13 protein-coding genes and 1 riboswitch are annotated in these 12,737 nt (G+C 73.3%); of the genes, 6 read left to right on the forward strand and 7 right to left on the reverse strand.

Annotated elements, in window-relative coordinates; translation table 11 throughout:
* The first annotated feature begins 105 nt into the window (after positions 1 to 105).
* Positions 106 to 714 (forward strand): GTP cyclohydrolase II, encoded by a 609-nt coding sequence (gene ribA / locus AB0G84_RS04295; RefSeq protein ID WP_361316772.1) that lies wholly within the window; start codon positions 106 to 108, stop codon positions 712 to 714.
* A gap of 104 nt (positions 715 to 818) precedes the next feature.
* Here ribA and AB0G84_RS04300 read toward each other — a convergent pair whose 3' ends face one another.
* Both AB0G84_RS04300 and AB0G84_RS04305 read right to left on the reverse strand, forming a co-directional pair.
* Positions 819 to 1,568: a CbtA family protein gene (locus AB0G84_RS04300; RefSeq protein WP_361315296.1), complete on the reverse strand. Its 750-nt coding sequence runs from the start codon at positions 1,566 to 1,568 to the stop codon at positions 819 to 821.
* A 15-nt stretch (positions 1,569 to 1,583) separates the two neighbouring features.
* Positions 1,584 to 1,802 (reverse strand): CbtB-domain containing protein, encoded by a 219-nt coding sequence (locus tag AB0G84_RS04305; RefSeq protein WP_361315298.1) that lies wholly within the window; start codon positions 1,800 to 1,802, stop codon positions 1,584 to 1,586.
* Between the two features lie 63 nt (positions 1,803 to 1,865).
* Positions 1,866 to 1,950, reverse strand: a riboswitch (cobalamin riboswitch).
* Positions 1,951 to 2,110: 160 nt separating this feature from the next.
* Here AB0G84_RS04305 and AB0G84_RS04310 point away from each other — a divergent pair.
* The gene (locus AB0G84_RS04310; protein ID WP_361315301.1) at positions 2,111 to 2,683 is read left to right on the forward strand and encodes a histidine phosphatase family protein; all 573 of its coding nucleotides are present in this window, start codon (positions 2,111 to 2,113) and stop codon (positions 2,681 to 2,683) included.
* A gap of 133 nt (positions 2,684 to 2,816) precedes the next feature.
* Positions 2,817 to 3,257 (forward strand): SPW repeat protein, encoded by a 441-nt coding sequence (locus AB0G84_RS04315; protein WP_361315303.1) that lies wholly within the window; start codon positions 2,817 to 2,819, stop codon positions 3,255 to 3,257.
* A 204-nt stretch (positions 3,258 to 3,461) separates the two neighbouring features.
* Here AB0G84_RS04315 and AB0G84_RS04320 read toward each other — a convergent pair whose 3' ends face one another.
* The gene (locus tag AB0G84_RS04320; RefSeq protein WP_361315306.1) at positions 3,462 to 3,758 is read right to left on the reverse strand and encodes a hypothetical protein; all 297 of its coding nucleotides are present in this window, start codon (positions 3,756 to 3,758) and stop codon (positions 3,462 to 3,464) included.
* A gap of 163 nt (positions 3,759 to 3,921) precedes the next feature.
* Between AB0G84_RS04320 and AB0G84_RS04325 the strand changes: the two genes are divergently transcribed.
* The 3 genes from AB0G84_RS04325 (at position 3,922) to AB0G84_RS04335 (ending at position 9,035) form a co-directional block, all read left to right on the forward strand.
* Positions 3,922 to 4,962: a methyltransferase gene (locus AB0G84_RS04325; protein WP_361315308.1), complete on the forward strand. Its 1,041-nt coding sequence runs from the start codon at positions 3,922 to 3,924 to the stop codon at positions 4,960 to 4,962.
* Positions 4,963 to 5,096: 134 nt separating this feature from the next.
* A complete protein-coding gene (locus AB0G84_RS04330; RefSeq protein WP_361316774.1) occupies positions 5,097 to 6,914 on the forward strand; it encodes an alkyl sulfatase dimerization domain-containing protein in 1,818 nt (605 codons plus the stop codon).
* 87 nt (positions 6,915 to 7,001) lie between these two features.
* Positions 7,002 to 9,035 (forward strand): NB-ARC domain-containing protein, encoded by a 2,034-nt coding sequence (locus tag AB0G84_RS04335; RefSeq protein WP_361315311.1) that lies wholly within the window; start codon positions 7,002 to 7,004, stop codon positions 9,033 to 9,035.
* A 37-nt stretch (positions 9,036 to 9,072) separates the two neighbouring features.
* On the opposite strand, the gene AB0G84_RS04340 is transcribed toward AB0G84_RS04335, so the two are convergent.
* The 4 genes from AB0G84_RS04340 to AB0G84_RS04355 are packed head-to-tail and all read right to left on the reverse strand — an operon-like array spanning position 9,073 to position 12,702.
* A complete protein-coding gene (locus AB0G84_RS04340) occupies positions 9,073 to 10,143 on the reverse strand; it encodes a serine hydrolase domain-containing protein (protein WP_361315313.1) in 1,071 nt (356 codons plus the stop codon).
* Positions 10,140 to 11,063 (reverse strand): hypothetical protein, encoded by a 924-nt coding sequence (locus tag AB0G84_RS04345; protein WP_361315316.1) that lies wholly within the window; start codon positions 11,061 to 11,063, stop codon positions 10,140 to 10,142. Before AB0G84_RS04345 ends, AB0G84_RS04340 begins: the two co-directional genes overlap by 4 nt.
* Positions 11,060 to 12,043, reverse strand: a complete 984-nt coding sequence (locus AB0G84_RS04350) for a hypothetical protein (RefSeq protein ID WP_361315318.1) — start codon at positions 12,041 to 12,043, stop codon at positions 11,060 to 11,062. Before AB0G84_RS04350 ends, AB0G84_RS04345 begins: the two co-directional genes overlap by 4 nt.
* A complete protein-coding gene (locus AB0G84_RS04355; protein ID WP_361316777.1) occupies positions 12,040 to 12,702 on the reverse strand; it encodes a hypothetical protein in 663 nt (220 codons plus the stop codon). Before AB0G84_RS04355 ends, AB0G84_RS04350 begins: the two co-directional genes overlap by 4 nt.
* Positions 12,703 to 12,737 lie beyond the last annotated feature (35 nt).

Genomic DNA, 12,737 nt, shown 5'->3' on the forward strand with positions numbered 1-12,737 from the left:
TCTCCACGCGGGTACCATCGCGCCATGATCGACCCCGACGAGGATGCCGGCCCCGGCCGCGATGTGGCCCTGGCAATCGACGACGCCGCCGGGCGGAAACCGGGCGTGGAACGGGTGGTGGAAGTCCGGCTTCCCACCACATACGGCGAATTTCTCGCGGTCGGCTATCTCGACCGCCGCACCGGTATCGAGCAAGTGGCCCTGGTACACGGTGAGGTGGCGGGGCGGACGGCGCTGACCCGGGTGCATTCGGAATGCCTGACCGGTGATGTCTTCGCCTCCACACACTGCGAATGCGGCGATCAATTGTCGGCCGCACTGCGCGCGATCGTGGCGGCCGGCAGCGGCGTTCTGGTCTATCTTCAGGGCCATGAGGGCCGGGGCATCGGGCTGCTGGCCAAGCTCCGGGCGATGCGGCTGCAGGAGGACGGGCTGGACACGGTCGAGGCGAACCTCGCGCTCGGACTCCCCGTCGACGCCCGCGAGTACCGGGTGGCCGCGGAGATGCTCCAGGACCTGGGCGTCGACTCGGTGCGGCTGCTGTCGAACAACCCCCGCAAGCGCGCGGCGCTGCTGCGGCACGGCGTCGACGTCGAGGAGCAGGTACCGCTGCTGATGCAGCCCCGCGCCGAGAACATCCGCTATCTGCGTGCCAAACGGGAACGGCTCGACCACGACCTGCCGCATCTGGACGGCGTTCCGGGCCTGAGCTGAGCCGGTCGGACCACGGCTGCCGCACACCGCGGCAGCAAAAGGGGCCCGCGAGAGTGCTCGCGGGCCCCTTTTGCGGTGCGCTGAGGGGCGGCGTCCGCCGCCCCTCAGGAGGCGGCCGGTACCGCCTCGGCGGCCGGGGTGCGCTGCTGCGCCGGGAGCACCCGCTCAGCGAAGTGGCCGAAGAGCAGCCCGAAGGCGGTCCACAGTGCCAGCTGGATCGCGATGGCGGACAGCCGGAACTGCCACAGCAGCGTGCCGGAGAAGCCGTCCGGCACCTCGTCGATCGCCGGCAGGAACGCGTAGGCGAGCCCGACGGCGAGGACGAAGGCGGCCCCCGCGGCCACCGTCGCGTACCAGTTGCCCAGCCTGGGCGCCAGCCGCCGGCCGAGGATCGTGGCGGCGACGGCCAGCAGGACGCCGAGCAGCATCATCAGGAAGTACAGTGCGGTGCGCTTGCCGATGGTGTCGGGGTCCCCCACCGACGGCGGGTTGGCCGGGTACTTCAGGAACGGCACGAGGTAGCCGGCCACCAGCGCGGCGGCGGACACCAGCGCGGCCGTGGTGCGGGCGCTGAACCGACCGATCCGGCCCACCGCGAAGCAGAAGGCCAGTGCGGCGATCCCGCCGAAGGCCACGCCGTAGACCAGGACGCCGGTGGCGAGCCCGGCCGTGGACTGCAGACCGCGGCTGACGACCTCCATCTCGTGTTCGTGGCTGTGTGCCTCCTCGAACGCGATGGCGGCGTCCACCCTCGGCTCGCCCAGCAGGTAGGCGACGACGAGGGCGAGGACACCGGCGGCCAGACCGGCGAGCATGCCGCGCACCAGGAGGGTTCTCACAGTGACGGAGTTCATGGGTGCGGCGCCCGATCAGTGGCAGGGGAAGCCGAGGAGGTGCCGACCGTCGTGCACCCACTCGTGGACGTCCGTACCGGACAGCAGCGAGGTGGCGCCCTGCTCGGCACCGATGAAGTAGAGCAGGACCAGCATCAGGACGCCGACGAACAGCGCCCAGGGGGCGATGGCCTTGAGGGGGAGCGGGGCGGGGGTGGCGGCGCCGGTGGCCGGGGGTGCGATGGTCTGAGCCATGGCAGGACCTCCTGTAGGGGGAACTCGCGTCCCTGTGCGGTGGAGAGCGTGACGACATACCGGGTCTGGCTCATCCGGCCCGGCCCTGGTGGGCTGGTCAAAACCGGACATACAGTGGCGCGACCGCGCCGGGATCCCACCGGCTTCCGTCATGTCGTCGTCAATATCATCGGGAAGGTACCGCGAAGCGATCCGCGAGCCAAGGCCTCGTAGGGGGCGGAGAGGCGCAGGGCGCGGCGTGCCGGCGGAACAACTCCCTTGCGCCCGCCGACCCTTACCGGTGCTGGATCAGAGCGAGAGAAGAGGGCATGACAACTCGGGTGATGTTGGTCTCACCGGCCGCGGGCGAGGCCCACCGGGCGGTGCGTTTCGATGACGACGCCCCGCTGGGGGAGGCCGGCCGGCGCCGCGCCCGGTCCGCCGCCGGCCGGCTGCCGTCCCCGGAGCGGATCTTCGCTTCCCCCTCGGTCCGCTGCCGGAACACCGCCGAGGAGCTGGGGCTGTCGGCGCGGCCCGTTCCGGAGTTGGCGGGCTGTGCGATGGGTGGCTGGCGCGGCCGGACGCTGGCCGAGGTCGCCGACGCCGAGCCGGCCGCGGTCTCCGCCTGGCTGGGGGACCCGGACTTCGCCGGACACGGCGGCGAGACGCTGCGGCAGCTGTGCGACCGGGTCGCGCAGTGGCTGGACCTGGCGGCCGGGGACTCCGGTCGGGTGCTGGCCGTCGTCGACCCGGACGTCGTCCGGGCCGCGGCGGTGGCTGCGCTGCGGCTCCCCTTGGAGGCGTTCTGGCGGCTGGACGTCCCGCCGCTGACCGTCGTGGAGCTGAGTGGCCGGAGCGGCCGGTGGAACCTCGGGCTCGGGCGGCCGCTGGACGGCGGATGAGCCCTGACCGGAACGCTTCAAAATTCATCTGTCGCTTCATCTACACATAAAGGCGGCATAAGCGCAGAATAAAGATGCGCGGCCGGATGCCACGCGAATACGGCCAGGCTTGCGGACGAAGGAGGCGAGTCGCATGGCCGACGTCTCACACCACAGGGGAGATCTCGCAGGTCACCCCGATGCTTCTGAGATGCAGGCGCGCTATGAGCGGGTGCTCGGCGGGCGTGATGTGGTACTCGTCGACGGGCCGGTGTTCCTGGTCGGCCTGTACTGCGCCGCTTCCCCGTGGATCGTCCACTACGCGGCCGCGCAGCCCGCGCTGATGACCCACAACCTCATCATCGGCATCGCCATTGCCCTGCTGGCGATCGGCTTCACCGCGACCCCCGACCGGATGTACGGCCTGAGCGGTGCGATGTGTGCGATCGGCGTGTGGATGATCATCGCGCCCTGGATCGTCGGCACCGGCCCGGATGCCGGTGTCATCTGGAACAACATCGTCATCGGTGCCCTGACGTTCCTGTTGGGCGCCATGTGTGTGGTCGTGGCGTCGAAGAGTCGCCGCGCCACCTGATCCGCCTCCTTCTACCGGGCAGTGGTCACATCGCCGGCCTGGCGGCCCTCCGCGGAGGGTGCGCGGGCCGGCGGTGCGCCGACGTCCCAGTGGGCGACGTCCCAGTGGGCGACGTCCCAGTGGGCGGCGTCCCCGGTGGGCGGCGTCCCCAGCGGTTGACGTCTCCAGGTGGCCGGGCAGCCCGTCCGGTGGCCCGGGGTGGGGCTACCTCCGGTGGTCCCGTGGGCCGGGCAGCGGGGCGGACAGCCCGGCCAGCACCAGTCCGCCCGCGATCAGCAGGCCGTGGGCCAGCACGATCCCGGCGGCCAGAGTGCCGGCCGCGGCCGCCGGCAGCAGCCAGCCGACGGCGCGGTGGGACCCGCGCATCCGGCCCGATCGGCCGGCCGGCGGACGGCCCGGGTGGGAGCGGGCGACGGCATCGTGCCGGAACAGCTCGGTGAGTTCGCCGAAGGGGCGGTCGTCGTACGGGGACAGGGGTCCCTCCTCTCCCGGGTGGTGCAAAGGGCCGCACCGCAGGCGTGGGGTGCGGGTGGACGGGGCATTGATCCAGTGATCGCGCGAAGTTAGGGTTGCCTAACTAGCGCGGGGGTGCTGAGGCCGCCTGCGTTGTTGTGCCCTGCCGCGCCCTGCCCGTAACGCCGTTCACGCAGAGAGGTGCTGTCACATGCCGCACGATCACCCGTCATCGGACCAGGCCCGTAACGCGCTGGTCCGGATCGCCTACGGCCCCATGGCCGCCCAGACGCTGGGCGCCGCCGTCCGGCTACGGGTCGTCGACCGGATCGGCGACGGCGAGCGCGGTGCCCGCGAACTGGCCGCCGAGTGCGCCGCCGACGCCCAGGCCATGGGCCGCTTACTACGGGCGCTGGCCGGTCTCGGGCTGCTCGCCGAGCGGGCCCCGGGAGTCTTCGCCGTCACCCCGGCCGGCGCCCTGCTGGGCGAGGACCACCCCGAGTCGCTGCACTCCTTCATCCGGATGTTCACCGACCCCGCCATGCTCCGGGCCTGGGAGCGGCTGGACGACAGCGTGCGCACCGGAACGCCGTCCTTCGACGCTGTCTTCGGCACCGACTTCTTCGGCCACCTCGCCCAACACCCCCAGCTCTCCGCGGACTTCAACGCCGCGATGAGCCAGGGCACCCGCGACACCGCCGCCCTGGTGCCGGCCGCCTACGACTTCGGCCGCCGCACCGTGGTGGCCGACATCGGTGGCGGGGACGGCACTCTGCTCGCCGCGATCCTGCGGGCCCACCCGGAGCTGCGCGGCATCCTCTTCGACAGCGCCGAGGGCCTCGCCCAGGCCCCGGCCCGGCTGGCGCAGGAGCGTGTCGAGGACCGCTGTTCCCTGGTCACCGGCGACTTCTTCGCCACCGCTCCCGAGGGGGCCGACCTCTACCTCCTCAAGAGCGTGATCCACGACTGGGACGACGAGCGCTGCGCACGGATCCTCCGGCATTGCCGCCGGGTGATCCCCGACCACGGTCGGTTGCTGATCGTCGAGCCCGTGCTGCCGCCCCTCGTCGACCCCGCGGCGGACAGCCTGGCCTACCTCACCGACCTCAACATGCTGGTCAACGTCGGGGGCCGGGAGCGGACCCGGGAGGACTTCGAGCGGCTGTGCCGTAGTGCGGGCTTCGCCGTCACCACGGTCACCCGGCTCCCGCGGTCCAACCGCTTCAGCCTCATCGAGGCCGAGCCGGTGTGATCACGGCCGGCCCGGAAGGGGCGGCCGCCGGCCTTCGGCCACGCATGCGATAACCCGGCAAATTGGGTTAAATCGATTGCGTGGGGTATTGGCTCCGGCCGGCCGCCCCAGAGAGGTAGCGTCCCGTGACCGCTCTGCCCGTGGATGATCACGAAGACTTCGCCGACGCCGACCGCGGCTTCATCGCCCCGCTCGATCCGCCGGAGATCACCACGGGTGACGGCCGGGTGGTCTGGGACGCCGAGGCATACGCCTTCCTCGCCCAGAACTGCCCCCGCACCGCCGACCCGAGCCTGTGGCGGCAGGGCCAGTTGGTGAGCCGGCAGGGTTTGTACGAGGTCACCGACGGCATCTACCAGGCGCGCGGTCTGGACCTGTCCAACATGACGCTGGTCGAGGGCGATCACGGGGTGATCGTCATCGACCCGCTGGTCTCCGCCGAGACCGCCGCGGCGGCGCTGGAGCTCTACCGCGAGTACCGCGGTGACCGGCCGGTCACCGGCATGGTCTACAGCCACTCGCACGCGGACCACTTCGGCGGCGCCCGCGGCGTCCTGCCGCCCGGCCACCACCCCGTACCGGTGCTCGCCCCCGCCGGCTTCCTGCGGCACGCGGTCAGCGAGAACGTCTACGCCGGCACCGCGATGACCCGGCGCGCGGTCTACATGTACGGCACGGAGCTGCCCAAAGCGCCGGCCGGGCAGATCGGCTGCGGCCTGGGCGCCACCCACTCCACCGGCACCCTCACCCTGGTCCCGCCGACCGTGGACATCACCAGCACCGGCCAGGAGGAGATCGTCGACGGGGTCCGCATCGTCTTCCAGCTCACCCCCGGCACCGAGGCGCCCGCCGAGATGAACTTCTGCTTCCCGGCGCAGCAGGCGCTCTGCCTCGCCGAGAACGCCACCCACACCATGCACAACATCCTGACGCTGCGCGGCGCCGCGGTCCGGGACGCCCGGGCCTGGTCCCGCTACCTGGGCGAGGCGCTGGCCCTCTTCGGCGGCGAGGCGGAGGTCGCCTTCGCCTCCCACCACTGGCCGACCTGGGGCAAGGACCGCATCAAAGCCCTCCTCGTCCACCAGCGCGACCTCTACGCCTACCTGCACGACCAGACCCTGCGACTGCTCAACGAGGGGCTCACCGGCACCGAGATCGCCGAGGAGCTCCGGCTGCCGCCGGCCCTTTCGCGGGTGTGGGCCAACCACGGCTACTACGGCTCGCTCAGCCACAACGTCAAGGCGATCTACCAGCGCTACATGGGCTGGTACGACGGCAACCCCGCCCATCTGTGGGAACACCCGCCGGCCGAGCTGGCCCGGCGCTATGTGGACACCCTGGGTGGCACCGAGGCCACCGTGGACGCCGGGAAGCGGTACGCCGCCGAGGGGGACCTGCGGTTCGCCGCCACCCTCCTCAACCACGCGGTCTTCGCCGACCCCGGCAGCCTCCGGGCCCGCCGCGAACTCGCCCTCGTCTACGAACGGCTGGGGCACGGCTGCGAGAACGGCACCTGGCGCAACGTCTACCTCACCGGCGCCATGGAGCTGCGCGGCACCCTCGCCGAAGTCCGGCTGGACCCCGCCAACCCCGAGATGGCCCAGGCCCTGACCGTCGACCAGCTCCTCGACTCGCTGGCCATCCGCATCGACGGCCCCCGTGCCTGGGACACCGGGCTGACGCTCGACCTCTACCTGCCCGACGAGGACCGTACCTGGCAGCTCACCCTGTCCAACGGCGCGCTGACCCACCTCAGTTCCCCCGGCGTGCCCGCCCCGTCCGACGACCGCACCCCGGACCTGACGCTCACCCTCACCAAGCCCCAGCTGCTCGACCTGCTCGCCGGCCGGGAGACGACCGAGGCCGCCCGGCACGGCGAGGCCGGACCGCTCCGCACGCTCCTCGGCCTGCTCGGCCCGGTGCACCCCACCTTCCCGGTCGTCACCCCCTGACCGCCCCGGGCCGTCGTCAACTTCGCGCCCCGCACCGCCTACGCCACCCTGCGCCACCCGGTGCCGCGGCTGGGGCAAACTGGGCTGGTGGCAAGCAGCATTCCCCTCGAGTCGACCAGTTTCGTCGGCCGCCGAAGTGAACTACGGCAGATCGGCCAGGAGTTGACAAGCCACCGGCTGATCACCCTGACCGGCCCCGGTGGCGTGGGCAAGACCCGGATCGCCATACGTGCCGCGCGGGCCGCGACACGCCGGTTCCCCGACGGGGTCTGCTGGGCCGATCTCTGGCCGCTCCAAGGCGACGGCCTGCTGCTGGCCACCGTCTGCGACGCGGTCGGGCTGGCCGACCACACGGCACGGACCCCCGCGGCCGCACTGTGCTCCTGGCTCGCCGACAAACGGCTGCTGCTGGTGCTGGACTCCTGCGAACACCTCGTCGACGCCTGCCGCGACCTCCTCGCCGACCTGCTCACCGCTGCCCCGCAGCTCACCGTGCTGGTCACCAGCCGGCAGCCGCTGGACCTCGTCGGCGAAGGGGTCACCGAGATCGGCCCGCTGCCGTACACCGGTGACAACGACGCGCTGGCGCTGTTCACCGACCGGGCCGGCCGCGCCGTCCCCGGCCTGCGGCCGACCGACCCCCGGTACACGGCCGCCGCCGAGACCATCTGCCGCCGCCTGGAAGGCATTCCGCTCGCGCTGGAGCTGGCCGGCGCCCAGCTGGCGCACAGCCCGGTGGAGCGGATCGCCGAACGGCTGGCCACCCGCTTCGACACCCTCGACGGCGACGACGAGCCGTCCCGGCCGCCGCGCCACCGCACGCTGCGCTGCGCCATCGGCTGGAGCCACGAGTTGTGCACCCCGCTGGAGCGCCTGCTGTGGGCCCGGCTCTCGGTCTTCCGCGGCACCTTCGACGCGGACGCGGCGGGCGCGGTCTGCGCCGGCGGCCCGCTCACCGAGGAGGAGGTGCGCACCGCCCTGGCCGGACTGGCCGCCAAATCGGTCCTCTCCCGCGAGGGCCCGCGCTACCGCATGCTCGACACCCTGCGCGAGTACGGCCGGCTGTGGCTCGGCGAACTGGACGAGGCGGCGGCCCTCGCGGACCGGCACGCCGCGTACTTCGTCGACTTCGGCCGCCGCGCCGAACGGGGCTGGCTGGGCCGCGAACAGGTCGCCTGGTACCGCAGGGTGGCCGACGCCCACATCGACCTGTGCACCGCGCTGGACCACCTGTTGGTCACCGCCCCCGAACGGGCCCTCGAGCTCAGTGCCGCCATCGGATTCTTCTGGAGCTGCTGCGGGCACCTCCACGAGGCCCGCGACTATGTGGCCCGCGCCCTCGCCGGCCAGCGTGGCGCCAGCCGGGCCCGCACCCGGGCGCTGTGGGCGCTCGGCATCGCGGTCCTGCTCCAGGGCGACCTGAAGCGGGCCGACGAACTGGGCCTGGAGTGCTCCCGCGCGGCCCGCGCCGACGACGATGCGGAGGCGGCGTTGCAGGCCGGCTACCTCATCGCGCTGACCCACCTGATGGCCGGGCGCCCGATGTCCGCGCACGCCGTCGCGGAACAGGTGCTCGGCCCGCCGCCGGACGCCCCGTTCGACTCGCCCGGGCGGCTGCGCTGCCACCTGGTACGGATCTTCGCGCTCACCGGCCTCGGCAAGTTCACCGAGGCCCGCGCCGAGGCCACCGAACTGCGCCGCGGCTGTGTACGGCGCGGCGAGCACTGGACCCGCTCCTACACCGACTACCAGCTCTCGCTGATCTCGCTGTTCCAGGACCGGCCCGAGGAGTCCGCCGAGCACGCCCGTGCGATGCTCGCCGCCAAGCAGGGCATCGGCGACAAGTTCGGCATCGCCCTCGGCCTGGACCTGCTCGCCGCCGCGGTGGCCGCCCGGGGCGACGGTGCCTCCGCCGCCCGCGTCTACGGCACCGGCCAGGCCATCTGGCGCACCGTGGGCCATCCCCAGCGCGGCACCCCCGAACTGCGCGCGGTCCGCGAGGAGTGCGAGCAGCGGGCCCGCCGGGCCATCGGCGACGCGGCCTACACCGAGGCCTTCCGACAGGCCAGCGAGGAGCGTACGGGGACCGTGCTCGCCCGGATCCTGGCCGGCGAGCTCTGACGGCGGCGCCCCCGGCCGGAGCCACCGCCCGCTCCCGTCACCGCCCGCTGCCCCCTCCAGCCCCCGCCGCTCGCTCCGGCGGCTGGCCGGCCAGCGCGTACAGCGTCTCGTAGGCGGTGGTGATCATCCGGCAGCTACGGCCCCGACGGGTGGCCAGCGCGACCAGCCCGGTCCGCGTCGCCGGGTGGTAGCCGATGAACGCCTGCTGCCCGAAGGTCGCCCCGACGTGGAAGAGCAACGGGCCGTGGGAAGCCGGATGGTGGTACCACGTCAGGGTGTGGGTGTTGCGGTGCCGCCACCCCCGGCGCAGCAGCGGCACCTGGACGTCGCGCAGCGGCCCGGCCAGCGGGGTGTCCTCGGGGAAGAGGTGCGCCTCCAGGTAGGTGAGCAGATCGCCGGGGGTGGCGCGCACCGAGCCGGCCGCGAGGAAGGCGCCCATGTCGGCGCTGCGCACCGGCGTCACCCCGTTCGTACGGTGGCCGATGGCGTCGGTGCCGGTGGTGCCAGGGCCCAGGGTGGTGTCGGTCAGCCCCAGCGGGCGCAGCACCCGCTCGGTGAGCAGCGCCGGGTAGGTGGTGCCCGCGGCCCGGGACAGCGCCGGGCCCAGCAGCGCCAGCCCGAAGTTGGAGTAGCGCCAGCGGGTGCCCGGGCGGTGCCGGGGCCGGGTGCGGGCGAAGGTGCGCAGCAGCCGGTCGGTGTCGTAGGCGGCGTACCCGTTGGCGTACGGATGGACCACCGCCCCGACGACCAGGTCGGTGGGGATGCGCGGCAGCCCCGAGGTGTGGGTGGCCAGGTGCCACAGGGTGATCCGGCGCGCGTACGGATGCGTCAGCGGCAGGTCCGGCAGGTGCGCGACGAGCGGATCGTCCAGCGCCAGCGCCCCGGCCCGGGCCAGTTCGGCCAGCAGCAGCACGGTGAACGTCTTGGACAGCGAGCCCAGTTCGTAACGCAGAGCGTGCCGCGGCGTGGGCGGCGTCAGCGCCGAGCCCCCGGTCAGGACGGTGCGCCGGCCGCCGCGGGTGACGGCCAGCACGACGTCCGGGGCGTCGATACGGGCGACCGCCTGCGCGAGGCGGTCGGCGAGCGCGGGGTCGGGTTCCGGGCTCATCGGACGGCGGACATTGCCCGGGACGTGGCCATCGCGGAGGCGAACGCGGCGACCAGGGTGGGGTGGTGGACCAGGTCGAAGACGCGCGCCGGGTCGCCCTGCGGCATGGTGCGCTGGATGGGCATCGCACCGCTCTCCGCCTGCGCCGCGGCATAGCGCTCCCACAGCACCGCGTCGAGCGTCGGCCGCGGCAGGCAGGCGTCGACGACCAGAAGTTCGCCCAGCAGGTCCCAGTGCTCCAGGTCCGCCCAGTCGTCCATCCAGGCCGGCAGGTACCGGGCGAGGTAGTCGGCGATCTCCGGCGGGATCCGCTCGGGCGCCTCGCCCCAGTTGGTGAGGTGGAAGACGGTGTGGGTGAGGTCGTAGGCGATGTGCAGCTGCACCGTCCACGGTTCGGGCCGCTGCCCCAGCCAGGTCCGGGCCACGGCCCGGTCGAAGTCGCTGCTGGGCGCCAGGCCCAGTTTGCGCTCGGCGTTGAGCACCCCGAGCCGCCGGTTGGGCATCATCTCCAGCGCCGTCCAGGTGGCGGTGTGCCGGCAGACCTCCACCGCCGCCTCCAGGCCCGGGTGACGGTGGCCCAGCTCGTGGAAGGTCGCATAGACCTCCAGCGGCACGGGGGAGAGCGGCTCGTCGTGCTGGAGCCGGGCCAGCACATTGCCGCCGTCCAGCAGCTCCCGCCAGGCGAAGTCCAGCAGCTGCCCGGCGCGGGCCTTCTGCCGGGACCCGGCCACGCCCTCCCGGAACAGCACCTGCATGTTGAGCGCCAGCTCCCCGATGGGCTTGAGCCGTTCGACGACCGCACCGTTGTTGACCAGGTCGTCGGCGGTCAGCCGGAAGCACTCACGGTGCTCGTCGAGCCAGGACAGGGCCCGGTCGCCGACGCCGTGCAGCAGGGCGGGGGATGCGGCCGTCACGGTCACGGGGCACTCTCGCTTTCGCAGGGAGTCCGCCCGCCGACCAGCGCCGGGTCCCCGCCCGACGGGCCGGCCTCGGCCTCGTCGGCGGCGATCCGGGCGAGGGTGGCGGCGAACGCGGTCACCAGGGTGGAGTGGTAGCAGGCGGTGAAGGTCTCGCCCGGGTCGCCCGACGACGGCGCCGCGCCCATCTCGGGCACGCTTCCGTCGGCGGCCTGAGCCTGCGCCAACCGCTGCCAGGCGACCGGATCGTACGGGGCCTTCGGCAGGCAGGCGGTCACGGCCAGCAGTTCGCCGACCAGGTCCCACAGCTGCTCCTCCAGCCAGTTCTCCAGCCAGGAGGGCAGCCACAGCCGCAGGTAGCCGGCGAGTTCGGGGGACAGCCGCTGCCGGTTGCGCCCCCAGTCGGTCAGGTGGAACACGTCATGGGTCACCCCGTAGGCCGCCTTGCGGTCCAGCGCCCAGGGCTCGGGCAGCCGGCCCAGGCCGGTCAGCGCCAGGACCGCTGCGAAGTCGGCGTGCTGCCGCAGCCCGATCCGCCGCTCGGCGTTGAGCACCCCGAGCGTACGGGTGTGGTCCTCGCGCGCCACCCGCCAACCGCGCAGCCGGGTGGTGGTGTGCACCAGCCCGTCGACCTCGGCATGCCGCAGCCCGGCCTGGGCGAAGACCCCGTAGAGCTCCACCGGGTAGGTCGCGAACGGCTCACCGCGGATCAGCTCGGCGAACAGCTCACCGTCCCGGGTCTCGTTCCAGGCGAACGAGAACAGCCCGCGGGCGGTCTGCCGGATGTCCTCGCACGGGTGCAACGCCCCGATCAGCTGGGTGAGTTCGGCCAGCTCGCCGAGGGGTTTGAGGGTCAGGTTGGGGTCGGCGTCGGTGGTCACGTCCGGGGGCAGGCGGAAGTGCCCGCGCGCCCCGTCCAGCCACCCCAGGCTGCTGTGGACCATCCGGTCCAGCAGCCCCGGGTCGCTGCGGGGCGCGCTCACCAACCCCGTCCGTGGAAGCGCTGGGCCGCCGCGACGTGCAGCGCGACCCGTGGATCGGCGCCGCCCATCTGGCGGACGAACGCCAGCCCGCTGTCCAGCCCCAACGTCTGTGGCACTTCCGGGAACCGGGCCAGCCAGCGGCCCAGGCCGGCCGCCTGCGGCCAGTCCCGGCGGCGCACCGCCCGGACGAATCCGCGCGCCAGGTCGTCGGTGCGGGCGGCGAGCTGCTCGGCCAGGCCGGGCGCCACCTGGGGCAGCGCCAGCGCGGCCAGCTGGGACACCCGGTGCGAGAGCCTGGGCCAGGGGTCGGTGCCGACCCAGCCGGTCCCGGCCGCGGGCGCCGGCGGCCACGGCTGCCCGTCGCCGGGCAGAAAGGCCCGTGCGGCCTCGGCCAGGCCCCGGTAGGTCCACACCGAGACCTCCGAGGCATCGGCCCCCGGAGGGTAGGTGGCGAGCGCCTGCCGGACCACCGCCGCGTCCTCCGCGCCGGCCGGTGCCGCACGCTGCTCCATGGCGTACGGCGCGAGGGCATCGGCGCCGAGCACCCGGACCGCGGCCGGAGCCAGCGCGTCCTCCTGCCGCAGAATGCCGGACAGCGCATAAGGGTCGCCCTCACCCCTCAGAGCGAGGGCGACCCCGGTTGCGGCATCGGCAATCACAGCGCTGAGCGGGACTGCTCCCTGCGTCTGTTCAG

It is taken from the genome of Streptomyces sp. NPDC020742 (assembly GCF_040641675.1).
Classification (GTDB): Bacteria; Actinomycetota; Actinomycetes; order Streptomycetales; family Streptomycetaceae; genus Streptomyces.